The 24,002-nt window shown below is 66.5% G+C and carries 23 protein-coding genes; 12 read left to right on the forward strand and 11 right to left on the reverse strand.

Going from position 1 to position 24,002, the window contains the following annotated elements; all coding sequences use genetic code 11:
* The first annotated feature begins 288 nt into the window (after positions 1–288).
* From ACIBF7_RS03095 to ACIBF7_RS03130, 8 genes are all read left to right on the forward strand, one after another.
* Positions 289–1,284, forward strand: coding sequence for an ABC transporter substrate-binding protein (locus tag ACIBF7_RS03095; protein ID WP_397196248.1), 996 nt, complete (start codon positions 289–291; stop codon positions 1,282–1,284).
* Positions 1,281–2,348, forward strand: coding sequence for a methyltransferase (locus tag ACIBF7_RS03100; protein ID WP_397196249.1), 1,068 nt, complete (start codon positions 1,281–1,283; stop codon positions 2,346–2,348). The genes ACIBF7_RS03095 and ACIBF7_RS03100 overlap by 4 nt, the downstream gene beginning before the upstream one ends.
* 336 nt (positions 2,349–2,684) lie before the next feature.
* On the forward strand, positions 2,685–2,900 hold the full coding sequence (locus ACIBF7_RS03105; RefSeq protein WP_397196250.1) for a DUF397 domain-containing protein: 216 nt from the start codon (positions 2,685–2,687) through the stop codon (positions 2,898–2,900).
* 610 nt (positions 2,901–3,510) lie between these two features.
* A complete protein-coding gene (locus tag ACIBF7_RS03110; RefSeq protein WP_397196251.1) occupies positions 3,511–3,978 on the forward strand; it encodes a hypothetical protein in 468 nt (155 codons plus the stop codon).
* Positions 3,975–4,733 (forward strand): aKG-HExxH-type peptide beta-hydroxylase, encoded by a 759-nt coding sequence (locus ACIBF7_RS03115; RefSeq protein ID WP_397196252.1) that lies wholly within the window; start codon positions 3,975–3,977, stop codon positions 4,731–4,733. Before ACIBF7_RS03110 ends, ACIBF7_RS03115 begins: the two co-directional genes overlap by 4 nt.
* Entirely contained in the window at positions 4,730–5,395 is a 666-nt protein-coding gene (locus ACIBF7_RS03120; protein WP_397196253.1) for a TIGR02466 family protein, read from the forward strand. Before ACIBF7_RS03115 ends, ACIBF7_RS03120 begins: the two co-directional genes overlap by 4 nt.
* The gene (locus tag ACIBF7_RS03125) at positions 5,392–5,964 is read left to right on the forward strand and encodes a hypothetical protein (protein ID WP_397196254.1); all 573 of its coding nucleotides are present in this window, start codon (positions 5,392–5,394) and stop codon (positions 5,962–5,964) included. Before ACIBF7_RS03120 ends, ACIBF7_RS03125 begins: the two co-directional genes overlap by 4 nt.
* A gap of 32 nt (positions 5,965–5,996) precedes the next feature.
* Positions 5,997–6,179 (forward strand): hypothetical protein, encoded by a 183-nt coding sequence (locus ACIBF7_RS03130; protein WP_397196255.1) that lies wholly within the window; start codon positions 5,997–5,999, stop codon positions 6,177–6,179.
* A gap of 80 nt (positions 6,180–6,259) precedes the next feature.
* Here ACIBF7_RS03130 and ACIBF7_RS03135 read toward each other — a convergent pair whose 3' ends face one another.
* Both ACIBF7_RS03135 and dnaE read right to left on the reverse strand, forming a co-directional pair.
* A complete protein-coding gene (locus tag ACIBF7_RS03135; RefSeq protein WP_397196256.1) occupies positions 6,260–6,586 on the reverse strand; it encodes a DUF6300 family protein in 327 nt (108 codons plus the stop codon).
* An 8-nt stretch (positions 6,587–6,594) separates the two neighbouring features.
* On the reverse strand, positions 6,595–10,149 hold the full coding sequence (gene dnaE, locus ACIBF7_RS03140; RefSeq protein WP_397196257.1) for a DNA polymerase III subunit alpha: 3,555 nt from the start codon (positions 10,147–10,149) through the stop codon (positions 6,595–6,597).
* Between the two features lie 309 nt (positions 10,150–10,458).
* Between dnaE and ACIBF7_RS03145 the strand changes: the two genes are divergently transcribed.
* A complete protein-coding gene (locus ACIBF7_RS03145) occupies positions 10,459–10,710 on the forward strand; it encodes a hypothetical protein (protein ID WP_397196713.1) in 252 nt (83 codons plus the stop codon).
* On the opposite strand, the gene ACIBF7_RS03150 is transcribed toward ACIBF7_RS03145, so the two are convergent.
* Entirely contained in the window at positions 10,630–10,872 is a 243-nt protein-coding gene (locus tag ACIBF7_RS03150) for a helix-turn-helix domain-containing protein (protein ID WP_397196258.1), read from the reverse strand. The two genes, ACIBF7_RS03145 and ACIBF7_RS03150, sit on opposite strands and share 81 nt — an antisense overlap.
* 62 nt (positions 10,873–10,934) lie before the next feature.
* Here ACIBF7_RS03150 and ACIBF7_RS03155 point away from each other — a divergent pair, with 62 nt between their 5' ends.
* The 3 genes from ACIBF7_RS03155 to ACIBF7_RS03165 all read left to right on the forward strand — a co-directional run bounded on the left by ACIBF7_RS03155 (position 10,935) and on the right by ACIBF7_RS03165 (position 13,168).
* Positions 10,935–11,747 carry a DUF5131 family protein gene (locus ACIBF7_RS03155; protein ID WP_397196259.1) on the forward strand — a complete coding sequence of 271 codons (813 nt, stop codon included), beginning with the start codon at positions 10,935–10,937 and terminating at the stop codon, positions 11,745–11,747.
* Between the two features lie 57 nt (positions 11,748–11,804).
* Positions 11,805–12,926, forward strand: a complete 1,122-nt coding sequence (locus ACIBF7_RS03160) for a three-Cys-motif partner protein TcmP (RefSeq protein ID WP_397196260.1) — start codon at positions 11,805–11,807, stop codon at positions 12,924–12,926.
* 74 nt (positions 12,927–13,000) lie between these two features.
* Positions 13,001–13,168 (forward strand): hypothetical protein, encoded by a 168-nt coding sequence (locus ACIBF7_RS03165; protein ID WP_397196261.1) that lies wholly within the window; start codon positions 13,001–13,003, stop codon positions 13,166–13,168.
* Between the two features lie 51 nt (positions 13,169–13,219).
* Here the strand turns inward: ACIBF7_RS03165 and ACIBF7_RS03170 are convergent, their stop codons facing one another.
* The 8 genes from ACIBF7_RS03170 to ACIBF7_RS03205 all read right to left on the reverse strand — a co-directional run bounded on the left by ACIBF7_RS03170 (position 13,220) and on the right by ACIBF7_RS03205 (position 23,905).
* Complete coding sequence (locus ACIBF7_RS03170) at positions 13,220–14,581, reverse strand: helix-turn-helix domain-containing protein (protein WP_397196262.1); 1,362 nt, start codon at positions 14,579–14,581, stop codon at positions 13,220–13,222.
* A 139-nt stretch (positions 14,582–14,720) separates the two neighbouring features.
* On the reverse strand, positions 14,721–16,001 hold the full coding sequence (locus tag ACIBF7_RS03175) for a hypothetical protein (protein WP_397196263.1): 1,281 nt from the start codon (positions 15,999–16,001) through the stop codon (positions 14,721–14,723).
* 687 nt (positions 16,002–16,688) lie between these two features.
* Positions 16,689–18,596: an FtsK/SpoIIIE domain-containing protein gene (locus ACIBF7_RS03180; protein ID WP_397196264.1), complete on the reverse strand. Its 1,908-nt coding sequence runs from the start codon at positions 18,594–18,596 to the stop codon at positions 16,689–16,691.
* Positions 18,597–18,990: 394 nt separating this feature from the next.
* Positions 18,991–19,866, reverse strand: a complete 876-nt coding sequence (locus ACIBF7_RS03185; RefSeq protein ID WP_397196265.1) for a DUF2637 domain-containing protein — start codon at positions 19,864–19,866, stop codon at positions 18,991–18,993.
* A gap of 284 nt (positions 19,867–20,150) precedes the next feature.
* Positions 20,151–21,809 (reverse strand): recombinase family protein, encoded by a 1,659-nt coding sequence (locus ACIBF7_RS03190; RefSeq protein ID WP_397196266.1) that lies wholly within the window; start codon positions 21,807–21,809, stop codon positions 20,151–20,153.
* Positions 21,806–21,955, reverse strand: coding sequence for a hypothetical protein (locus tag ACIBF7_RS03195; protein ID WP_219545012.1), 150 nt, complete (start codon positions 21,953–21,955; stop codon positions 21,806–21,808). Before ACIBF7_RS03195 ends, ACIBF7_RS03190 begins: the two co-directional genes overlap by 4 nt.
* A gap of 226 nt (positions 21,956–22,181) precedes the next feature.
* Complete coding sequence (locus ACIBF7_RS03200) at positions 22,182–23,036, reverse strand: TRM11 family SAM-dependent methyltransferase (RefSeq protein WP_397196267.1); 855 nt, start codon at positions 23,034–23,036, stop codon at positions 22,182–22,184.
* Entirely contained in the window at positions 23,033–23,905 is an 873-nt protein-coding gene (locus ACIBF7_RS03205) for a DNA methyltransferase (protein WP_397196268.1), read from the reverse strand. The genes ACIBF7_RS03200 and ACIBF7_RS03205 overlap by 4 nt, the downstream gene beginning before the upstream one ends.
* Positions 23,906–24,002 lie beyond the last annotated feature (97 nt).

Consider the following 24,002-nt stretch of genomic DNA (forward strand, 5'->3'; position numbering starts at 1 on the left):
GTAAGCCCGCCGCGCAGACGTCCCAGGATGAGGGCGTCGGCGACAAGCCGCAGGCTCCTGATCCGCCTGAAGGTGACGGGGGCCGTTAGCTGCCCGGCCGCTCAGCAGCCCCCCGTGAAGCTGAGCGGCCGGGTTCAGGCCCTCGCGTCCTGAGCCTTCTGGTCCTGTTTCCCTTTGTATCCCCCCACCTGGGGAGGCGGCAGGCGGTGTCCTGCTCTCCCCCTGTCCTGTTGGATGTTCACACCCATGAATCGGCTACGCAGAGTCGTATCTTTATCGCTTTTGGTGATGCTGGTGGGTGGGTGCGGCTCCTCGCCGCTCGCCGCCCCGACCAGCGGCCCGCTGCGCACCATCAAGGTCGGGATCATGCCCATCCCGGACTGCGTCACCGTCCTCATCGCGAAGATGAAGGGCTACTTCAAGGACGAAGGTCTCCAGGTGGAGATCTCGACCGTGCAGGGCGGCGGCGTCGCACTGCCCAAGCTGAAGTCCGGGCAGTTGGATTTCGCGATCATGAACTACACCGCCGCAGTGCTCTCCGAGGCCAACCAGCCCGGCACCCTGCGCATCGTCGCGGACGCCTACCAGTCGGCGCCCAACACCTTCAAGCTCATGGTCGGCAAGAACTCGCCCATCAAGAGCCTGGGCGACCTGAGGGACAAGCACATCGCGGTCGTGACCTTGCGATCGGTCGGCACACTCACGACCGGTGCCGCGCTGAAGATCGCCGGACTGACCGCCGACGACGTGCGGATCTCCGAGATGCCGCTCCCGAGCATGATCCCTGCCCTGCAGGCCGGCACCATCGACGCCGCCTGGATGACCGAGCCGTTCATCACCGCCTGGCAGCAGCTCGGCGGCACGACGCTCTACGACGTCATGCAGGGCCAGACGGAGAACTGGCCGATCGCCGGGTGGGCCACCACCGCCGAGTACGCCCGGGAGCACGGCCACGAGGTCACCTCGTTCCAGCGCGCCATCCTCAAGGCCCAGGCCGACGCCCAGGACCGGCAGGTGATCACCGACACGCTGCCCACCTACACCAAGATCAGCCCCGGGACGGCCGCGACCATCACCCTGGGCACCTTCCCCATGGACCTCCACCCGGACCGCATCCAGCGGGTGGCGGACATGATGCTGGATTACCAATACATCAAGGCCGAACTCGACGTCAGCCGGTTCCTCATGCCGCTCCCGGACGACGTCCACTCCCCGGCGCCGCCCTCCCCGCCGGCCACCCCGTCGACCGCCACCCCCTCTCCGACGAAGGTGCCCGCGCCGTGACCCTCCACCAGCATCCCGACACCCCGCCCGCCGTGCCCGCGATCGACAGCTACCAGCGCGTCCAGAAGATGCTCGACGCCCTGCCGGACGCGGCTGCCCTGTACACCGCCGTCGAGCTGGACGTCTTCGAAGCCCTCGCGGCCGAGACGACGATGACCAGCGACGAGCTGGCCGAAGCCTGCGGCGCCGACCCGGCCATGATGGGCCGGTTGCTGGGCTGGCTACAGGCTCACAGCTTCGTCGCCGGCAACCCCACCGGATACCGGCTCACCCAGGACGGCCACGTCCTCACCGCTGATGCCAACCCGTCCCAGCGCCACGCCGTCCTGGTCACCGGCTCAACGTACTGGCGGGAGGCGCTCGGCCACCTGCCCGACACCGTCCGCTGCGGCTACTCCACACCTCCAGAGGGCCATCCGCTGTACGAATACCTGATCTTCACCAACGGGCTCGCCGAGACGTTCGACCGGTTCATGACCGCCCGCAGCACCCCCGTCGGCCGGGACCTGGCCGCCATCGACGGCTGGGCCGACGTCCGGCTCGTGGCCGACCTCGGCGGCGGCCTGGGCGGCGTCCTGGCCGCCCTCGTCCACGCCCACCCACACCTGCGCGGCATCCTGGCCGAGCGCTCCACCGTCACCGGGCGCGCCCACTCCTACGTCTCCGGGCAGGGCCTGCTCAGCCGGATCGAGATCATCGCGGCCGACATCTTCGACTACGTGCCCCGGGACGCAGACCGGTACCTGCTGTCGTCGATTCTGCATAACTACAGTCCCGAGGCTTGCGTCACCCTGCTGACGGGCGTGCGCCAGGCCCTGCAGGACAACGGCGGCGGAGAAGTCTGGATCGTCGAGGGGACGCTGCCTCGGCGGCCGGGCACGGCGTGCCCTTGGTACAGCACCGACATCCGGATGATGTCCCTGTTCCAGGGTGGCCGGGTGCGCCGCGTCTCCCAGCTGCGCGAGCTGGCGAACCAGGCCGGGCTGTGCATCGACCGGTGCGCGCACCTGCCCTGCGGCCAGACGCTGCTGGTGGCCAGCCCGGCACCCGAGCGGGAGGGCTGACCATGCCGATGCTGCACACCTCACGTCGCAGGCACACACCCGGCGAGCCTCGGCGCCGACGCCGACCGCGTCAACAGCAGACCTTCCAGGAGATATGCGAGACGTCCGTCCGCCGGATGCGCCATCCCCTCCTGGGCAGCGGCCTTATTCTCCTGCCGGCGTGGATCCTGCCCACCCATCCGCCCAGCTGGGTGGGCGCCCGGCCGTGCCGTCGCGCCTACGAGCGCGCCGACAGCGGGTGCCCCAGACACCGGCCGCCGACCTCCATCTTGGCGCGTCGGACTCACGCTCGGATCTCCCGGTCCGAGCTTCCACCCCGAAGAAGGAAGATGATCGATGGCCAACGACATCTACAGCCACAGCCTGGCCGGAGCACAGTTCCGGCCGCTGCGCGACGGCAACCAGGACGAGGGTGAGACGGAGTCCTGCGTTGAGGTCGCGGAGGTGCCCGGCGTGCCGGACCTGTTCGCGGTGCGCGACGGCAAGCACCCTGAACGTGAGCCGCTGAGGTTCACCCGCGCCGCGCTGGCCGCCGCCCGCCTGCAGATCTGAGTCAAAACGACACGGTCGCCCAACCCGACTTGGTCACCACCGCCGGCTGGCAGCTCAGACCGGCGGTGGAGCCGATCGCTTCCCCAGGTATCCGCCAGGCTCATGGTTCCGGCACGTTGGCTCGGGCGACTCGCAGACGGCATCAGCAGCGTCACGGATCAGCGACTGGCATGTGTCCGTCCCTCCGTCTTTCGTTGGTGCCGGGCTCCCTCTTCCTCTCATCGTGAGGAGACATCCGTGAAGGCCTCGTCATCGACACCACGCCACGCCTGCTCCGATGAAAACCCGCCGACTGTAGATCGCGACGATTCCCGACCGTCGGAAGGTCCGAAAATGCCGTCCTCAGCTCAACACAAAGTCTCTGGCTGGCGGCAAGCCGGGATAGAGAAGACCCTTCGGGTCTTCTACACCACCATCCGGGCTGGCCAGGTGCATCTGTCTGACGGCGGCGGCCCGTTCGGGTTCGACATCACCATCGCGCTGCTGGTCAACGATCTGCTGTCGTCCTACGAAATGCGACGCCATCATCGAGACGGGCTGCTGCCTCGGCGACACCACCGCATACCTGGCACGCCGATACCCGAACCTGCCCGTACGCTCCTGCGACATCGTGCACGCGCACGCCGAGTTCACCCGGCAACGCCTGGCCGATCTGCCCAACGCGGACGTGAGGCGCGTCGACTCGCAACTTCTGATCGAGGAGACCGGCCGCACCTACCGGCGGCCGCTGTACTTCCTGGACGCGCACGGGGCGGACAACTGGCCACTGGAGCGCGAACTGGCCGCCATCGTCCGCGGCGTGGTCCTGATCCACGACTTCGACGTGGGCCACGAGCGGTTCAGCTTCGACACCTACAACGGGATCGCGTGCGGCCCGCAGGTGCTCGCGCGCATGTCTGCCCCGCCCGACACCTACAGCACCCCAGACCCGCATGCCTCCTGGCCGCTCCCGTGCTTGCAGACCGGACGGCGCTCCGGCGTAGGCATCATCGCGATCGACATGGACCCCGGCCCGCTGGCCGGCCACCCACAACTGCTCACCCGCCACCTCACAGCCGGGAGGGTGACCAACCCATGAACGTGACCTTGAAGGACCCCGTCAGCACTCTTGCCGGAATGCCGTTCCTCGACGACTCCTTCGACTACGGGCAGTTGCTGGCCGCGGTCGCGGCGGTCCGCCACGTGAGGGCGGAGTCCCTGAGTTTGCCCCGCGTGAGCGAGGCTCAGGCAGGTGCATGGCTCGACCCGGGCCGCGCGCTGCTCCTGGAGCAGGACCAAGTCCACGTCCCCGGTGAGGCGTTCAAGCGAGGCAGGCAAGAGGCCATCGACAGCGTCCTCGACACCTTGGCCGACACCGTGCCGGCGTGGCGTCCGCTCGTGCGGCTCCCGGTGCGCTTCCTGCTGATGGACACCGGCGACGGGGCGATCTCGGCCTCGTGCCGGGACTGGCCCCAGCATGTCCTGCTCGCCGACGTGGCTTTCGCCAACCACAGGGAGTTGCGCGAGCAGGTGACGCACGAGCTGTGCCACCAGTGGCTCTACATGATCCAGGAGGTGTGGCGGCTGGCCGACGCGGGCGCCGAGCAACTCATCCTGCCCTCGGGAACTGCAGATCGCACTCCCAGCGAGGTCCTGGGAGCTGCCCACGTCGCGGCGGTTCTGGTCCGCCTGCACCGGGTCGACCCTGCCGGCGCCGGCCTGCAGGCCAGCGCCGACCACATCCGCTACCTGATCGACTACGGCCGCGGATGCATATCCCTGCTCGACGGCCTCGGCGACGACCTGACCGAAGCCGGGCGAGCGCTCACCCAACGGCTCAAGGAGGCTCTATGACACAGACGGTGACATGCCCACCGACCGTCGTTCTGACCACCTGGGAGACGCCCATCTACCAGGCGGGACTGGCTGATCGGGACACCCCCGACGGGGGGTCACATGCCCGGGAGATGATCGGCAAGCTGCGTGACCTCATCCTGGAGGCCGAAGGCCGCGACGCCGACGCGCACACGTTCGGGGTCATCGGCGCCCAGAAGTCCAGCATGGACATCCTGAAGTGGGATCATCCGGCGGTGGCGTGGCTGCGCGCCCAGATCCGCGACGCCGTGTCAGCGATGACCCGCGACGTACTGGCCGAACGCGCGCCAGAGGTCGAAGCCGCCTACGCGGTGATCGCAGAGGCCTGGGCCGTGGTCTACCGGTCGGGAGGTTCCCACCGACTGCACACGCACCACGACTCGATCTACTCCGGAACGATCTACATCGAGTGCGGAGGGGTCAGCGAAACCTCGGGGAACCTGCACCTGTTCGACCCCCGTCCGGCCGCTATCGCCCGCGCCGTCACCCCGGGGGTGCTGGCGATCCAGCCGCGCCCCGGTCTTCTGGTGGCCTTCCCCTCCTGGCTGCCGCACTCCGTGCAGGCCACTCAGCACACCAGCAGTGGGCTGCGGATCTGCATCGCGTTCAACGCCTCGTACGAGACGGGAGGAATCCGGTGACCGTCACGAATGAGCGGCCTGCAGGCGCGGTGACCCGCCACTGGGGAACCGCCTCCACCATCCGGCAGATCGACCTGGCCGGCATAGCCCGCGACAACATTCTGGGACGTCACGACACACCCGGCCCGTTCGCGACCGTCCCCCTGGCCGACGTCGTCGCCGACATCGAGGCATTGCGCCAGGCGTTCGTCGCCGACATGAACGCCCTCAGCGCCCGGGCTGCGCAGGGCGGCACCCGCGGCCGGCACGTCACCGATGTGGACATGGAGGCGCAGATCTGGCGCGGCGGCTACGAGCGGCCCATGTTCGCCGTGCCGAACGACTACATCGGCTGGTGCTTCATCGAGGTCGTCCCCCCGCAGGAAGCGGACGCCGGAACGGTCGCGGTGTTCGACCCGCGCGCGGGAAGCGCCATGACCGCCATGCCCGGCCTGCCCTGGGGCCGTCAGCTCACCGTCACTCCGGCCGCCGGTTCACTAGCTGTTGTGCCCGGGTGGCTGACCTGTTCCATCGTCCCCGTCGAGAAAGGAGAGGCCATCGTCGTCGTGGTTGCCACGTCGATCTCGTAGATCCAAAACCGCTCTCCAAGGGAGAAAAAGGAATGGAAGCGAACAACGTCGGTCTCGGCCTGAACGCCCCGGGCCTCGGTGTCTCGATTGACCCCGACCAGACGCAGCAGTACCTCGCCCTCGCCCGCGAGGGCATGATCGTGTCCGACTCCAACAACTGCGGCGCGGTGCAAAACAACTTCGCGCTGACCGCGGAGACGACGGCTCGTCTGTAGCTCATCGGGTTAGTACCAGGAAAGGCTGGCCCCCGGCCGCTCAGCGCGGTCGAGGGCCAGCCCTCTGTCTGGTGCGGCTGCTACAACTCGCCGTTGCGCCACAGTTCGATCTCGGCCTCTAGTCGTTGCTCGTCCAGCGGCGGCACCGACACCTGCTCTGCCCACGCCACCAAGAGCCGGACGAACTCCTCGCTGTCCTCCACCTGACCGTGCACGTGAAACCACGTGATCAGCGCGGCCGCACCCGGCACTTCAGCGTCACACGCCGCGCACAACACGACCTCGGTGCGGCCTTCCACGGCGGCGCCGCTGGCGTTCGTCCACCCATGCGGCACCCGCGCGCACAGCAGGCCCTCGCCCTCACAGCGGGGGCACAAAGGCGGCTTGGCCGTGGTGATCACATCCACGCGCCGTTTCACAGCGCGATCGCCTCCGGCCCGAGCAACGCCTTGACGTCAGCGGCGAAGCTGGTGTCGGCGTTGACCGGGAAGTCCGGCACCGACAACACCATCGTCTTGCCGACCGGCCGCTTCAGGTTGATGTTCAGCGGCACCTTGCCCTCGTGCAGCTTCAGCACGTGCCGCAGATCCTCCAGCAGTTGCGGAGTGACGCGTTCTTCTCGCAGGACCAGGGTGATGGGGGCGCCGGTATCACTGTTGACGCCGGACACATCTATCAGGGTGAGGTCGGTGGCGAAGATGCTGATCGCGCCGTCACGGTTGTTGATCTGCCCCCGCACCGACACCACGATGTCCTCGCGCAGCGCCTCGGCGTACAGCACGTAGCTCTTGGGGAAGAACAGGCATTCGACGGCGGCGTCCATGTCCTCGACCGTGGCGATCGCCCACAGGTTGCCCGCCTTGTTGACCCTCTTGTCCACCTTGGTGATCAGCCCGGATACGGTGACGTCGCCGCGGTCGTCCCGGCCGGATTCGAGCAGGTCGGCGATCGTGGTGTCCCGCCCCTTGGCGAGCAGACGTTCCGCGCCGGCCAGCGGGTGGTCCGACACGTACAGGCCGAGCATCTCCCGCTCGAAGTCGAGCTTCGTCTTGCGGTCCCACTCCGTGTCGGGGACGGTGACGGTGAACACCTCGTCGGCGCCGTCGTCGGCCAGCCCGCCGAACAGTGAATCCTGGCCGTGCGCCTCCTGCTTCTTGATGCTGGTGACCTGCTCGATGGCCTGCTCGTGCACCAGGTGCAGGCCCTTACGTGGATGCGTGAGCGAGTCGAACGCACCCGACTTGATCAGCGATTCGACGACTCGCTTGTTGCAGGCGGCCAGCGGGATCTTGGCGAGGAAGTCGTTGAAGTCGCTGAACTGGCCCTTGCTCTGGCGGGCCTTCACGATCGCTTCGACGACGTTCTCCCCCACGTTGCGGACCGCGCCCATGCCGAACCGCACCTGGGTGTCGCCGACCGCGACGAAGTCGAGCTGGCTGTCGTTGACGTCGGGCGGCAGGACCTGGATGCCCATCTTGCGGCACTCGGCGAGGTAGACGGCCGCCTTGTCCTTGTCGTCGCCGACGGAGGTGAGCAGGGCGGCCATGTACTCGGCGGGGTAGTTGGCCTTCAGGTAGGCGGTCCAGTAGGCGACCAGGCCGTATCCGGCGGTGTGGGACTTGTTGAACGCGTACCCCGAGAACGGGAGCATGACATCCCACAGCGCCTGGATGGCCTCGTCACTGTAGCCGTTGCCGCGCATGCCCTTCTGGAAGTTGGCGAACTCCGCGTCCAGGATCTCCTTCTTCTTCTTGCCCATGGCACGGCGCAGCAGGTCGGCGCCGCCGAGGGTGTAGCCGGCCAGCTCACGGGCGACGGCCATGATCTGCTCCTGGTAGACGAGCAGGTGGAACGTGGGGCCGAGGATGGGGTCGAGCGCTTCCTTCAGCTCCGGGTGGATGGGCTCGATGTCCTGGCGGCCGTTCTTGCGGTGCGCGTAGTTGGTGTGCGCGTTGGCCGCCATCGGGCCCGGCCGATACAGGGCGAGCACCGCGGCGATGTCTTCGAACCGGGTCGGCTCCATCAGCCTCAGAAGCTGACGCATGGGCCCGCCGTCGAGCTGGAACACCCCGAGCGTGTCGCCGCGGGCCATGAGCTGGTAGGTCTTCTCGTCATCGAGCGGCATCGTCAGGGTGTCGAGCTTGATCCCCCGATTCTGTTCGATGATCTTGATGGCATGGTCGATGATGCCCAGGTTCCGCAGCCCCAGGAAGTCCATCTTGACCAGGCCCATGTCCTCACAGGACGGGTAGTCGAACCCGGTGATGATCACCTTGTCCTTGTCCCGCATGTGCAAGGGGATCAGGTCCAGTAGCGGCGCCGACGACAAGATGACCGCGGCCGCGTGCACACCGGTGCCACGGATCAGCCCCTCAATGCCGCGGCCGGTGTCGATCACCTTCTTGACGTCCGGGTCGCTCTCGTACAGGGCACGGATCTCGCCGCCCTCGTTGTAGCGCGGATGGTCCTCGTTGAACAGGTCCGCCAGAGGGACGCCCTTTCCCATGACGTCCGGCGGCATCGCCTTGGTGATCTTGTCGCCGACCGCGAACGGGTACCCGAGGATGCGGGAGGCGTCCTTGACGGCGGCCTTGGCCTTGATCGTGCCGAACGTGTTGACCTGCGCGGTCATCGCGCTGCCGTACTTCTCAGTGACGTAGTTGACCATCCGGTCACGGTGGCGGTCGTCGAAGTCCAGGTCGACGTCCGGCGGGTTGATCCGCTCCGGGTTCAGGAACCGCTCGAACAGCAGCCCGTGCTCCAGAGGGTCGAGCTCGGTGATGCGGGTCGCGTAGGCGACGATCGACCCGGTGGCGCTTCCTCGGCCGGGCCCGACCGGGATGTCGTTGTCGCGCGCGTACCGGCAGATGTCGGCCACGACGAGGAAGTAGGAGGAGAACCCCATCGGGCCGATGACCTTCATCTCGGTCTCGTACCGCTCCAGCACCTCAGCGGGGATCGGCGAGCCGTAGCGCATCTCCAGGCCGCGCTCCACCTCTTTACGCAGCCACGACTCCTGCGTCTCACCGTCGGGCACGTCGGGGTAGTCCGGCATCCGGTTGACCTGCTTGAACACGTCGCTGTAGTCGCCGATCATCTCAGCGACGAGCAGCGTGTTGTCGCACGCCTCAGGGAGTTCGGGGAACAGCGCGTACATCTCGTCGGCTGACTTGAGGTAGTAGCCGGAGCCGTTGAACCGGAACCGGTTCGGGTCGTCCTTGTTCTTGCCGACGCCAACGCACAGCAGGCTGTCGTGCGCGTCCGCCTGGTCCTCTGTCACGTAGTGGCTGTCGTTGGTGACCAGGAGCGGGATGTCGAGCTGCTTGGCCAGCCGCAGCAGATCCGCCCGCACCTCCCGCTCGATGTCGATGCCGTGGTCCATCAACTCCAGGAAATAGTTCTCCCTGCCGAAAATCTCCTGGTACTCGCCGGCGACCTTGACCGCCTCGTCGTACTGCCCCAGCCGCAACCGCGTCTGCACCGCGCCGGACGGGCAGCCAGTGGTGGCAATGATCCCGGACGCGTGCTGCGAGATCAGGTCCTGGTCCATGCGGGGCTTGCTGTAATAGCCCTCGATCGAGGCCAGCGACGACAGCCGGAACAGGTTCCGCAGCCCGTCCGCGTCTTTGGCCCACATGGTCATGTGAGTGAACCGGCCACCGCCGGAGACGTCCTTACCGCCCTCGCCGTCCGCCACACCGGTCTCCGCGCGCTGCCCCCAGAAGACCTGCTTCTTCACAAACCGGTTGTGCGGCGCAACGTACGCTTCAATCCCGATGATGGGCTTGACCGGGGAGCCCTTCGCCACCTTCTGGAACTCGTACGCCCCGAACATGTTGCCGTGATCCGACATCGCGATCGCCGGCATGCCGAGCCGCTCTGCCTCCTTGAACAGCGGCTTCATCTTGGCCGCCCCGTCCAACATGCTGTACTCGGTGTGTACGTGCAGATGCACGAAGGACTTGCTCACCTGTTCCCCTCCACCGTCGCCCCGGCCAGACTCATCGCACGAGCCTATTCCGTCTCAGAGGGCTGTTGGGGTATCGCAAGCATCCGGTCAGCATCTTGTTGCCACCCTGTTGGCCACGCTCCGCACACGATCAGCAACCGCCCATTGACCTGCGGAAAGAGCCTTCGAGGGGCCTACTGCGTCGACTCCCCCTCGGCGCTCCATCCCACCAACTAGCCCGACCCATCGTCGTCCCACCCCAGTCGAGCCAGCGTGGCCAGCGGCACTACCACCGTCGCCCCGACACGCCAGTGCCGAACGTCAACTTCGATGGACGCGCGCATGATGCCTCCGACCCGTAGGGGACAGATCTCCGCTGCGCGAAACGCCGATGGAGAGAGCGTTGCCTCCAACAACTGTCCTTCCAACATCGCGATGCTCACGCAGGTGATCAATCAAGCCACGCGCCGTGTCGGCGAGCACAGGCATCAGGACGCCGAATCACAGCTCGTCCCAACTTGCTTCGAGCGCCTGAAGAAGGCTGAAGATCGTGAAATAGCCAGGCTCGATCACCGCCGCTGACTCAATCTTCCTCAACGTTGAGAGCGCGACCTCTGCCCGATCAGCCAGTTGCTGCTGGGTGTAACCCCTATCGACACGGAGCTCCCGCAGTCTCGACCCCAAGCGAACCGCCTGCAAAAAATACCTACTCTCACAGCGTTTCTTTCGCCCCAACGCCACCATTCCAACGCTAGTAGTGATAAATTAATAGCGCTAAAACTTTATCACCCTTCGACGCGACGCCGATGCTCTGGCACGCCAGAGCGACGGGAGGTAATACCGTGGCTAGGCGAACAGCCATCGAATGGACAGAGGTGACCTGGAATCCCACAACGGGTTGCGACCAGGTTTCCACTGGCTGCGATAACTGCTACGCACTCACGTTGGCGAAGCGCCTCAAAGCGATGGGCGCCGAAAAGTACCAGGTAGATGGGGACCCCCGTACCTCGGGCCCCGGGTTCGGCTTGACCTTGCACCCCTCGGCGCTGCGCCAGCCCTACTCCTGGCGCACCCCCCAGGTCGTGTTCGTCAACTCAATGAGCGATCTCTTTCACGCTCGGGTCCCCATGAGCTTCGTCCATGACGTCTTCAAGGTCATCGCCGACACACCGCAACATACGTACCAAATCCTCACCAAGCGTTCAACGCGCCTCCGCAAGATCGCCGACAGGCTTGCGTGGCCAAGCAACCTATGGATGGGCGTATCCATTGAGAACGAGGCCGCCCTCTACCGAACCGATGACCTCCGCTCCATTCCCGCGGCAGTGAAGTTCCTGTCCTGCGAACCCTTGGTCGGGCCCCTGCCGGGACTCGACCTGACAGGCTTGGACTGGGTAATCGCCGGCGGCGAGAGCGGGCCTTCCCATCGCGCCATCAAACCGGAATGGGTCCGCGATATCCGTGATATCTGCATCGCGAGTCAAGTACCATTCTTCTTCAAGCAGTGGGGGGGCCGTACGCCGAAGGCGGGCGGCCGCCTCCTCGACGACCGTATATGGGATGAAACCCCAATGCCGATTCACCCCCCTCAGTCGGGACCTGGGGCCGCTACAGCCTGACCACAACTGGACAAGCTAGACATGGGGGTGCGTAGCGACAACGGGTAGGAGTTATGCATGGCAACCCCCAAAGACCTTCTTTGGCCCTGCGACCCCCACACTCGCGCCAAGCACGAACTCCTCCGCCGCTACCTGGACGCATGGTTTCCGATCATGATGCAGAGTTCGCGCTCATGGGATCGCGTTACGTACGCGGAGGGGTTCGCCGGCCCTGGGATCTACAAGACGGGCGAGCCAGGCTCGCCCGTCTTGGCGTTGGAGGCGTTTCTACGCCAGCGCCGGTTCCTCGACTCCGGAAAGAAGGTGAACGTCACCCTCGTTGAGGGCGACGCTGCCCGCCTGGAAAGGCTTAAGCAAGAAGTCGATGCCATCACGGCCAGGTACGGCGGGCAACCGCAGACCATGGCGATCGATTTCCATGAGGGGAAGTGCGCCACCACGTTTCTTCCCGCTCTCGCTAAAGCTGGGCCGATGACCACTCCAATTCTCGCCTTTCTTGACAGCTGGGGTGGTCCAGATATTCCACTCGACATCGCGCGCGCTATCGCCGCTGCTCCCTCAAGTGAGGTCCTTGTAACGTTCGGCACTCGCTTTCTTCTGCGGTTCGGAAAAGCGGAAGATCATCAGGCTGCAGGCGATAAGGCTTTCGGCGGAACCGCCTGGCGCAAGGTTATGGAGCTGCCTTCGCATCAGAAGAAGGCGTTCCTCGTGAGCACTTATCGAGACTCCCTAAAAGCTGCTGGATTCCCCTTCGTCCTCTCCTTTGAGATGCTCGACGAGGGCGGGCGCGACCTCCACCTCGTTTACGGCACCACCAGCCACAAAGGCTTGGAGAAGATGAAGGAAGCTGTATGGAAGGTCGATCCCGTGAAGGGTGTGAGGTATCGGGATCCTCGCGATCCGAACCAGACAACTCTCGACTTCACTCCCACTGCCGACACACGGCCATTGCGGCAAGCTATCCTGGCCGAACTGGGCCAAGGGGAACGAACCCTTGAACAGTTGAAAGAGCTGGCACTCTTGGAGACCGTTTATCGCCCGCCTCATGTGACGCCGATCGTTCGAAAGCTGCTATCTGACGGAATTGTGGAACGCCACCCGAAAGGGGGACAGCTAAGTGGCGATAAGATTATCAGGCTCGCCAAGCCGAGCGAGCCGGCAATTGATAAGCTGTTCTAGCCTCGACCTTTCTCAATCTTGAGTTGGTCGGCTGAGAGGTTCGGCTGGGGGTCGATTTCCTCGCTGCGGTCAGCGTGGATGCTCGGCTGTCGCATGACGACATCACCGCAGTCGCGCCGTACCGCGGCCCTACCAACGGCACCCCGCTGCCCGACGGGCTGCTGGAGCTCATCAAGAACACGCCCCAGGCCGAAGGCGGCACCTATACACGCGCCCAACTACTCGCTGCCTGCGACGCCTGATTCAGAGTGCCCCGGCAACCCCACCCCGCCCTCGACGGCTGTGCATGCCGATCAGTGTGTGGCGACAGCATCCCGCTGGAGACCGACGTCGTGGTCGTCTGCCCAGTCCGTGATGAGCATGCGCCAATCCTTACTCCACCTTCTTGGCCGAATTTCACCCTGCTGAGAAATCTGAAGATTCTCGGGCTGCCCAAAGCCTTGGAATATCTCGTTGGCCAAGAGCGCGGCGGTGCTAACCGACCCTGGTCCTGTGGCGAGGACGTCAAGTGGGCTGGCGGCTTCTGCTGGGCGGAAGGACTCGTAGCGGGCAGGGCTGCCAAGATCGATCTGACCGTAGCCGCCGAAATGGATCAGCTGCCAGTCCAGGGGCTCGATGCTCGGCGTCATGGTGACGCACACCGTTGCGGCGCCGGCGGCTTGTGCACGGTTGAGGGCGTGATCGGTTAAGAAGCGCAGACCCGAGATGATGACGACGATGACCAGCTCGTCGATGAACGGCCATGCCGTGATCTCGTCTTCGACGCTGTGCATCGGACGGTGAGCGAAGGTGCCGCTGCCGTCGTCGTATAGCTCAGCCGCCATGGAGAGGGGATCAGCAATGCGTCCTGGCTGGTCATCCACGATGAACCGGCGCTGGCCCAGCGTGACGCGTCTCCAGGGATAGTCGAGGGCGGATCCGCCCGTCGGACGATCTACAATCATCGGGCTGGTGCCCTCGTAGGACTGACGGACCTGCGCAAACGATGCGGCATCGACGCGCACCTGACCGGGTTGTTCTGGAACGAGGGAGACCATCACCCAGGGGGAGCCTGCCGGGATGCGGCGGGTTGTGGCTTCCTCGATCTCCTGAGCGCGGGCGCTTTGATCGCGTCGGACAGCATCGCGGCGCCGGTAGGCGGTTTCGATCTCCGGCTCGGTGAGGTAGCCGATGGTCGTCCCGATCCGGTGCGGGTAGCGGTAGCCGTCGTTCACTGCGACGGCGTACGGGCGGCGCGGGCCGGCCGCGACAGCGATGGCGTAGCAGCCGGTACCGGTCCTGGCAGGGTTCTCTACGGGGATGATTTCAAACGTGGGTAGGGGATGTACGCCGGAGGCGATGACTTGGTGCATGCGGGTTGCCTCGGCGTCGGACAACGTCACATCGGTCATGACGATGGCGCGACCCTGCGCGTCTTCGTCGATGCCGAGAATGAGCAGCCCGCCCCGGGTGGAGGCAAGGGCGGCCACATCCGTGCAAAGAGAGCGGCGGTCCTTGTCACTGTTGCCGTACAGCGCACGCTTGTAGTCGAGATCTTCGGCCTCGCCGACCTGCCCAGCCACGAGAAGCTGGAGGTGGCGGTACTCAAGGGCTCCAGAGGTCGGAATGGCGCCGTCGAGAAGGGCTTCCAGGCGAAGGGAACGAAGCACGCTCATTTCGTGCACAGTAGAGGAGAAAGGGCAAGCGCATGGTCATTTCTATCCGGGTGAAGCATCGTCGCATAGGCACCCGTTCTGGCGTCTGACCTGCCGCCAGCGCGGTTCCACCATGGCGCTCGCCTAGTGTGCCCCGCGGCTACTGGCTACGCCCGCGAGAGCGCCACCGCAGCCACCGGCTGGCTGGCGGCGTTTCTGGACGCTCTGTGGCCTTCTCCGTGACCGCGCTCGAAGCGGGGGTGCGAAGGTCAGCGCCGAGTACTGCGGTACGGATTGCGGCCCAGTCCTCCGAGCGCCACCAGTGAAACAGCTGCACAGTGCTCACGACCGGCACGGGCAGCGCGGCGACGAACTCGGGGCGGGAGTAGACGTGTGCCGCCCTCTTAGATGGGTGCAGCTTGTGCTGGTGATTGACGACCAGGACGCCAGCGCTGACTGGCTCGTCGGGGCGTAGCTGGGGCCAGGTCTCGAGGTGCCGTTGCAGGTGGCCGACCAGGTGTTCCTGGGCCGCGCCGCTAGCGGCCTTGACCTCGACGAGGCGTCCGGGCAGGGAGCCGAGGCTCACGAGCAGGTCGGCCGACTTGGTGGCGCCGAGCTCGTCGTCCAGATCGACGGTGTCCAGGCCCGCTTCGGTCAGCACAGCCGCAACGGCGCGGACCAGTTCGGCGCCGGTGCCATAGAGCAGCCCGTACCGTACCGGCTCGGCGCGCGCTTCGGCTTCCCGCAAGTCCTGTTCAAGGCGCAGCTTCTCCACGACGTAGCGCGCCTCCAGCTCGTCTAGGGCCTGCCTGGTTGCCAACTCGGTGGTGGTCTGCAGGTCAGGCTCGATGAAGTGGGGGGAGCGCGCCCGGCGTAAGGCGTCGGGCGCATACTCGGGCAGGGCCCGATGTACCAGCCATCCCAGAACGTTGTCCCAATCGGTGGCGTCCGGGATGATGTACCAGCGCTGATCGCCTGAAGGTGCGGTCCAAGCCGCGACCACCGGGTCTCCCAGTGGGTCAATGAGAACAGGGTGCAATTCCCCCTCTTCCTCATGGTTCACGAGGCCGGAGCCGTCGCCGCGTTCCATTTGCACACCACCAAGGTGCAAGCTCCACCACGGAGCGTCCGGTGGGCGAGTCAGCAGCCGGATCGCCAGGTCGCGGTCAGCAGAGATTAGATCTGGCGCGATCTCGGGCCGAGTCCCGACGGGGAGGCGCCGACCGTTGATGCTGGTGAGCGTGCTGCTGAGGTAGACGGACGAGTCGAAGTGCGACAGGACGCTGCGAGTGCTGTCGTCATCGACGTCGCCGATCACGGCGACCACCAGGGCAAGTTCGTTGCGCCGTCGAGCGCCAGCAAGGAAGCGGTCCCGTTCGTCAGCGCCGCGGTTGTGGAAAAATCCCGGCTCCAAGGCCACGACGCAGTCGCTGGTCTCCATCCCCAGCCACCGCGGTTGCAGACCGTGCTTCTGCCAATCCAGCCCGCCCGGCACACGCGGCGGCCGCTGCCGACCATACCTAGCGCGCAGGCGCTCCTGCTCCTCTAGCAGGCTCTGCTCTTGCTCGGAACCGGGCTCCGGTTGACCCACGTGGACCGGCACCAGGCCGGGCGCTAAGAGACTCATTCTGGTCAGGTTAATGCCCAGCGGGTCCTACGCCACCGCAATAATTCTGGCCGAATCCTCACCAAGCCCCGAGCAGAGCGCGGCACGTCACCCGCGCTTGATCTTCGGTCGTGGGCTACCGAACATCCGATGGGGTCGCGGTAGAGGGCCCTCCGCTCCTGAACATGTCCCAACCGCCAGGTAGCGGAGTGAAGGATCAGCTTGAGTTCGGGCCGTGTGCGCGCCGGGGTCTCGATGGCCCTCACTACGGCCGAACAGCGACCGATTCGACGGAGAGCGTGATCTCGACGGTGATGTCTGGATTGTCCAGTTGCGGGAGCTGGAGCCCACGCTTGAACTCCTCGGCATCCGGCATCCGGCATCACCTTCGGCTGCACTGTGACCTTGACTTGGCCCGGTGTTCCGCGTAATTCTCGCCTGGTGTTTAGCGTTCTCGCGGCACCTATGCGACGCCCCTGGATGAGCCCAGAGGCGTTCACCGAAGAGCGTGAGCGGCGAACGCTAGATCTTCCGCTTGCGCAGCGCCTCGGCCACGTCGGCGCGGTGGAAGCCCTTGCGGTTGCGGCCCTTACCTGAGCTGTCGCGGCTCCACGTATCGTCCGTTCTGACGCCGTACTCCTTCAAGCGCGCGGTCAGCGTTGCGGTCTTGGCGTCGTCCTCCAGATCCGCCCACTGGCCGTAGGCGTCCGGCCGATAGCCGGTCAGTCGGTCCACGACCGTGCTGTTCCAGACTTTCTCTTCCTTGGCCGTGGTCACGGTCAGGATGTCGGCCAGCAGGTCGTAGGAGGCCCGCCTGGCCGGTTCTTGACCGATGGCCTGTCCGGAGAGCGTTCCGGCTGCCTGGCGGAGTTGGTGGGCGCGTGCGGCGATCAGCTCCGAGGTAGGGCCGTCGAGGTAGGCAGAGCGGACGATGATCGGGTCCTCGGCGATGCCGACCGCCCAGGAGATGCCCTTGTCGTTGAGGGTGAACATGGTGGCCTTGACGCCGGCCTGGTGCATGCCGGTGCCCAGGATCATGTCGTTCTCCTGCCAGCCCATCACCCGCAGGCAGATCCGGATGCCCGCGTTCGCGGAGATGGCCTTGGGCAGGCTGTCCTTGTCCGGCCGCTGGGTGGCCAGAATGAGAATGATCCCCAGGGCGGGGCCGCGCTTGATAATCGCGGTGGCGTATTTGGCTGCCTCCTCGCCGTACTCGTCGTCGGCGAACAACTCCTGGCATTCGTCGATCGCGACCACCATCGGGTGCAGCCCCAGGTCCTTGTGAGCCGCGAGCTCGGGCGTGACCTTGAACTCCGGCGCCTGATAGCGCGGGAGGCCGTCGATGACCTCCGCGCGCCGGTCCAGCTCGGCGTACATCTCGGCCAGCGAAGCGACGCACGCCGCCTTCGCCGAGTCGGTGGCGCCCTTGGCATAGTGGTGAGCCACCTTCTCCAGCGCCGACAGGTCACCGGTGCCCTTCAGCTCGAACAACCGCAGCTCAGCCAGCGGGTCCAGCGCGCAGGCCAGCAGCAGTACCCGCAGCGCGAACGTCTTGCCGTAGCGCGGCATCGAACCGATGAGCACGTTGGCGAACATCAGCAGGATCGACACCGGCCGGCCGCGCTGATCGTTGCCGTACGAGATCGGGTCGAACAGGCTGACCTGCCCCGACTTCAGCAACGGCCAGGCCGGCTGCCTGGCCTTACGCATCTCCTGATCGCCGACCCACAGCACCAGGCGGCCGGGGTGCTCCTCCGACACCGGTTCGGGCCACACGCAGCCCAGGGCACGCCGCAGGCCGGAGGCGAGTTTGTCGCGCTTGTCCAGCACCTCCGCCACGGTCACACCGAGCGGGAGGTCCACCTCGGCCCGCCAGCCGGGCCCGTCCCGCATGATCGGAGCGGGGAAGGTGATGCCGCGTCCCTTCTTGCCGAGCGCCTGGTTGATGGCGGAGATGCCGAGTGAGCCGAGCGCGTCCAGCACCTGGTCACTGGTGAGCTTCCGCACCCGGCTCGGAACGACCGCCCGGTCCAGCAGCGGCTGGTCAGCGGGCGTCCCGATCAGGCCCGCCGCGGCGACGAGCATGCCGACAATCGCCCACTGGGCCCAGGTCGGCGCGGCCACCGCCACGAAGATGCTCGCCAGGGTCAGAGTGACGGCGCCGATGAGGAGGGTCCACAGCCGGGCTCTGACCCGATTGTCGCGCTGCCGGGACAGCGCCAGGTACTCCGCGGACTCCTCCTTCGACACGGCCGCTCGGCGGACCGGGCGGCCTTCCAGGTCGAACAGCCAGGAGATCAGTTCCACGAGCACCCGCCAGGTGCCGGCCGGGGTTCGGGCCAGGAGCTTGGCCGCGTACTTCGGGAGGCGGAGCGTGTGGTAAGCCAGCACGTAGCCGGTGTGTTCGGCCTGCCACGCGAGTACCTGCAACGCATCCGTCCGCGACCTCAGCCATACCGGGACCAGCGGCGAGCGCTCCTGACGGCGTGCAGCCAGCTCTGCGAGCACATCCACCGGGCCGGACTCATGTGGCTGATCTACCGGGATCACCCGGCCCTCAAGGAGATCGTTCTGGTTCTCAACCTCCCGCGCCGGCTCGTTCCAGGCTGGCCCGGAGGTGTTCGCACGGTCGACCGGCGCGACCTCCTCCGGGAAGACAATGTCGCGGGTCTCATGGGTAACCGTCACGCCTCCGCCTCCGTCCGAGTGGCCCGCGATCCGCAGTTGCCCGCCCATTGCGGGTCGGTGCACCGGACATGCGGCGTGGCCTCGCGCATACCGCGGAGAAGGACCAGGCACACGTGAATGACGTCGATGATGTTCTTCACGCCGCGGCGGCCTCGCCCGAGGGCACACCGTCCGCCGGTGGTACGGCGGCCTCTGCCTCTGACGTCTTGGCCCCTTTCGTCTCCGTTACCTGAGTCCGCTCCTGCTCCACCTCGGCAATGATCTCTTCGGCTTCGCGCTGCTCCAGCCCCCACCGGTTCATGAGCGGGCGTCGGCCAAGGCGCTGCTTGCCTTCGCTGAGGCTGTCGATGTAGGCGAGCCGGGCCGCCTCGTACCGGTCGGTGGGCAGGACCGGCACCGCGCGTTCCACCTCGACGACGGGTCCGGCGGGCTGGCACACGTGCTCATTGGTCGGTGGCTCGTCCGACGGACGCCGGGTGTTGCGGACGATCCACATGAGCAGCTCGTACGCTCCCGCGAACGCCACGGGCGCCAAGGCGCTGATCAGGCGCGATCCGAGTCCGCCGGACCAGCCGTGCGCCACGTTCGCCGCCAGGGTCACCGCCCCTCCCAGCGCGAGCGCGACCCATGCCAGGACTGGCACACGGAGCCGGCGGCGGGAGCAGTAGACCATCACCAGGGAGGCCATGACGATCACGCCGTCGGACATCGCGGGATAGAGGATGGCCATGTCATGCCGCTCCCCCAGAGCGATGGCCAGGGCGTAGAAGTGGTGGTACGACACGTAGGCAGCCGCGCCAGCGACCGCCAGCAAGACGGCCACCGCGAAGGCAAGAATCACTCGATCTCCGAGCCGACCTGTGCCGGGGTCGCAAGGGGGTGTGCTGATCGGTGCGGTCTTTTCGCGATCGGCTTGGAACAGCTTGCTGAAGAAGCCCCGGGTGCGGCCGGGCGGGGCCGCTTCTGCGGACATCGTTCCGCCGTCAATTGGTTGTGTGGAAGGGTGGCGCATGGCCTGGCTCCTGGTTTGGTCAGGGTGCTGGGTCACAGGCCGGGGTTCGGTGTTGTAGTCACCGAGCCCCGGCCGCCGTCCTGCCGCTGTCCCGGGCGCAGCGCGATCAGCTGCTGAAGATCCCGAATGGGCAGGTGCTGGACTTCCCTGTGTCTAGGCGTGCGCCGCGCAGTAGAACCCGATCTCGTTGGGATGGGTCGGGGAGCGGCCTTCTGCACGCCTATTCCGGGCACGAGACGTCCAGCCACGGAGCGTCGAAGTTACTCAGGAGATAGGCGATCGGTTCAAGTCCGGCCTCGGACACACACCGCTCGCACATGTGGGGGTTCCGGATTGATCCGGGCCTCCACATATTGCTTTTCTGGGTAGTACGTGAGCTTCAGCCCGAGCTGGGTGTAGAGGTCGGCCTTGTCGTCCGGGTCCGCCTCACCGACCAGCCGTACCACGTCCCCGACCTCCTTGATCATCGACCTGATCTCGGCGACGCTGATGCGCTGCGCGGCCGGAACGGCTTTCAGCTCCCCCTCCAGGTGGGCGCGTTCGCTCTTCGTCTCGTTGATCCACGAAGAGATCTCGATGGGGTCGCCTCCGGCGTCGAGGGCGGAGCGGTACTGGATGAGCTTGCGGTCACACTTCGACAGCCGTTTCCGCAAGTCCATCAGGGCCGCTTCGTTCGGGTCGATCACCTGCTCGGCCATGGCCGCGATCGTGTGCTCCAGTCTGTCCGGTCCGAACTCGGTTCCCAGCCAGCCATCGACCTCATCAAGGATCTCCGACTCCCGCAGATAGACGACCTTGGGATGGTCGAGCTCGTTGACGATGGCGTACTGAGCAGGGAAGCGGCACCGGTAATACGCCTGATGGTTGTTCCAGTTGCCCTGCATCCGGCGCTCGCAGTACCCGCAGAACAGCACCCCCCGGAAGGCGTACGGACGCCGGGTGGGGTGCGGACGCTGGCTGAACTGGCCGTGCGCGCGCTTCGAGAGGATCTCCTGGACCCGCTGATACTCGTCGACGCTCACGATCGCGTCGTGAACGGGATGTTCCGACCAGATCCACTGGTCCTTGGTGTTCCATCGCTGCTTGGTCGTCGTGCCCAGCGCGACGTTCTCCACGTCCAGGAGGATCTCGTCCTTGCGCTGCTTGTTCCACACCTGGTGGCCGGTGTAGCGCGGGTTGGTGAGGATGACCCGGACGGCGTACTTCGACCACGCCCGCTGATCGCGGTGCTTGTTCCGCTCAGGGTCACTGGCCGACGGCGACAGAATGCCCTGCAGCGTCAGGTCCTCGGCGATGTCCAGGTAGCCCCGCCCCTTGAGGAACTCGCTGTAGATCCACCGCACCACCCGTGAGGTGACCGGGTCGGCCACCAGCCGCCGCAGCCTCCGCCCATCAGCCGCCTTACCGGGGTTCGGGTGCGGACCGGCGTCTTGAAGGCTGTAGCCGTACGGGGGACGCCCGCCGAGAAACCTTCCCTCGGTCGCGGTGATCGCCGCCATGGCAGCACGTACCCGGATCTTGATGCGGTTCCGCTCGCCTTTCGACAGCCCGCCGAACACGCCCATGATCATGTCGTGGGCCTCGTTGGCCGGATCGATCGGCCCGCCGACCTCGGGCACCCACAACGGCACGCCGAAGTGCTCGAACAACGGGAACGTCAGGCTGTACTGGTTGCCGTAGAAGGCCCGTTGCGGCTCCCCGATCACCACCGCGTCGAAGTCCCGCCGCGGGTCCTTCAGCTCCTCGATCAGCGCCGCCGCGTGCGGCCGGAGCTGCCAGGGGATCGAGCGGGATTTGTCGACGTCGAAGAACTCCGCGACGACCTCCCCGCCCCGCGACTCGATCAGCGCCCGCGCGCGGTGCAACTGCCAGGCCCGTGAGGCCTCCGGGTCCTGGTTGTCCTCGGTCGACACCCGGCCGTAGAAGCCGAACCTGATCGTCATCTCTGTCGCTCCTTCGCGGTCTGTGGCTGCTTGGCGCGGGCGACGGCTTTGAGCAGGATCCGCAGCAGCACACCGGCCGCGCCGGGAGTGAGCCTCACCTCCTTGCCCGGCGCGACCAGCCGCAGCTTGGTTTCTGCGCCGCTCACGACTCGCTCCCGCTTGGAACGGGTCCCCGCGCCCACCGCCGCCCGGTCCGGACCCAACGGGCCCGCCCGCCCCCGGCGGTCCTCCATGAGCGCTCGCCTCGATGACCGATGTCAATCATGGTCTGGACACGGTCTCCTGCCTGTCGGGCCGCACACGGTCGTGCACAGCCTGTGGAAAACGAGGAGCAGCCCAGCCCTCGCGTCGTACAGGGAGAGGATGTGGCCATCAAGCCTCACCGCCTCGTTTGCGCAGAATGAGCAGGTCCTCGTGGGCCGCGGCGCACACCGCCAGCCCTTTCTCTTGGCTCCGCCAGGCTTCCAACATCTGGAAGAACGACGCCCGGTTCACCAGCCCGCCATCGCGTAGCCCGCACAGCAACGCCACCAGACGGTGGGTGAGCACCAGCCCGGCCTCCTCAGCCGTCGCCATGACCTGGCCGGGGAGGTCGACGAGTTGCCCATCGACGCGGATCGGCCGAACGGTGATCGCGACCACACCACCTGGCCGCAGCAGTTCGCCGCATCCTTCGAGGATCTGTCCGAAGCCCTCCATCAGCTCGGGCAATCGCCGGTGAGCGAGGTTGCCCTTGTCGGTGGAGTAGCGGTGGTTCCACTTCTCGACCGGCCCACCACCGTCCCGGCTGCCAGAGCGGACATGCCCATGCGTATGCGCCCCGTACGGCGGAGAGGTCAGCACCAGCGCAGCCTCGCCCCGCAGGCTGGTGAAGACGGTCGCGATGTTCCTCGCGTCTCCACAGGTCACCCGGGCACTCCCCGACGCTCCCTGAGAGCGGGCGTGCTGGACGTTCGCCGCGGTGAGACCGGCGAAGTCCGCTTCGTACTCCATTCCGACGGCATCCCGCCCCAGATGCACGGCCTCCACCAGGGTGGTCCCGATCCCGCACATCGGATCGACCACCAGCTCACCCTGCTCGGTGAACGCGTAGATCACCTGGGCCGCGATCGACGGGAGCATCTTGCCCGGATGCCTCATCGACTCCGCCACATACCGGCCGCGCCGCTGAACCCGCGACTGCAGCTGGCCCGTGGTCAGCACCGACGACAGAGCGTTCTCGTTCACCGAGCACCTCCGGCGGCGCGGGTGAACAGGCACACGTCCGCGTGCACCGACACCACGGGCGGCAGCTCTGCGGACTGAGCACGGCGAAGCTGCGCCAGCTCCGCCGGCCCTGGCTGCACGACGAGCGCATCGCCTTCGACCGGGACTCGCAACGCGATGACGTGCTGAAGGTAGGTGAGCCCGGCCTGGGCCGCGCGCTGGATGATCCCCGGTGCCTGATCCACCAGCCTGCCCTGCTCATACCGAGCCGTTGTGATCACTGCCAGGTGGCCATCCGGCGCGAGGACATGCCGCGCATCCTCCAGGAACCGGCCCAGTTGCAGCACGCCGAGCGTCGGCTGCTCCGCCCGGCACGCGGGACAGGAGCGTCCCGTCGTAGCACCGGTCGGCCAGCCGAACTCCGGGTACGGGGGCAGAGCCGCGATCAGCAGCTCAACCCGACCTTCGAAGCCGAGCAGCGCTTCCCGAAGCTCATCCGGCCCGTGCGGACGCAACCGCACCGCAGCCCGCTGACCCGCCGCGAGATCCTGCCGCAGCCGACCAGCGAGATGCTGCGCGACCGGCAGACGCGGAACACACGCGATGCCCAGTCGCTCCATCTCCGCCGCCGCGACGAGAACCGTCTCGCTCGTCGTGAAGACGTCCGCGACGACCCCACCTGGACGGGTACAGGCGCCGATCAGATGCCGCGCCAACTCCCGCCCGACGGCCTGGCGATGCCGCTCGCATACCGACTCGGCGACCCGCGGACGCCCCTTGATCTGGGGCTCTCCGGGCGCGTTGTCGGAACACAGCCACACCGAGAGCGGCACCAACCGCCTCTCGGCTGTCCGCGACCTCTTCGACCGCGGTCCGTCGTTCTTGCTCATCTACGGTGACCCATGACGGCCACCCGTTCCCATGCACTGAAACACCCGTCGGCCGGCGCCGATTGGAACTGGAGGCGCTTCTTCAGGCTCCCTCTCC

The sequence above is a fragment of the Nonomuraea sp. NPDC050478 genome (genome assembly GCF_044458265.1).
Taxonomy (GTDB): domain Bacteria; phylum Actinomycetota; class Actinomycetes; order Streptosporangiales; family Streptosporangiaceae; genus Nonomuraea; species Nonomuraea ferruginea.

Bases quoted from the DNA above. Each gene is read 5' to 3' on its own strand.
- ACIBF7_RS03095 (WP_397196248.1), top strand. From the start codon at position 289: ATGCTGGTGGGTGGGTGCGGCTCCTCGCCGCTCGCCGCCCCGACCAGC.
- ACIBF7_RS03105 (WP_397196250.1), top strand. From the start codon at position 2,685: ATGGCCAACGACATCTACAGCCACAGCCTGGCCGGAGCACAGTTCCGG.
- ACIBF7_RS03115 (WP_397196252.1), top strand. From the start codon at position 3,975: ATGAACGTGACCTTGAAGGACCCCGTCAGCACTCTTGCCGGAATGCCG.
- ACIBF7_RS03120 (WP_397196253.1), top strand. From the start codon at position 4,730: ATGACACAGACGGTGACATGCCCACCGACCGTCGTTCTGACCACCTGG.
- ACIBF7_RS03130 (WP_397196255.1), top strand. From the start codon at position 5,997: ATGGAAGCGAACAACGTCGGTCTCGGCCTGAACGCCCCGGGCCTCGGT.
- ACIBF7_RS03145 (WP_397196713.1), top strand. From the start codon at position 10,459: ATGGACGCGCGCATGATGCCTCCGACCCGTAGGGGACAGATCTCCGCT.
- ACIBF7_RS03150 (WP_397196258.1), bottom strand. From the start codon at position 10,872: ATGGTGGCGTTGGGGCGAAAGAAACGCTGTGAGAGTAGGTATTTTTTG.
- ACIBF7_RS03155 (WP_397196259.1), top strand. From the start codon at position 10,935: ATGCTCTGGCACGCCAGAGCGACGGGAGGTAATACCGTGGCTAGGCGA.
- ACIBF7_RS03160 (WP_397196260.1), top strand. From the start codon at position 11,805: ATGGCAACCCCCAAAGACCTTCTTTGGCCCTGCGACCCCCACACTCGC.
- ACIBF7_RS03170 (WP_397196262.1), bottom strand. From the start codon at position 14,581: ATGAGCGTGCTTCGTTCCCTTCGCCTGGAAGCCCTTCTCGACGGCGCC.
- ACIBF7_RS03175 (WP_397196263.1), bottom strand. From the start codon at position 16,001: ATGGAGACCAGCGACTGCGTCGTGGCCTTGGAGCCGGGATTTTTCCAC.
- ACIBF7_RS03185 (WP_397196265.1), bottom strand. From the start codon at position 19,866: ATGCGCCACCCTTCCACACAACCAATTGACGGCGGAACGATGTCCGCA.
- ACIBF7_RS03190 (WP_397196266.1), bottom strand. From the start codon at position 21,809: ATGACGATCAGGTTCGGCTTCTACGGCCGGGTGTCGACCGAGGACAAC.
- ACIBF7_RS03205 (WP_397196268.1), bottom strand. From the start codon at position 23,905: ATGAGCAAGAACGACGGACCGCGGTCGAAGAGGTCGCGGACAGCCGAG.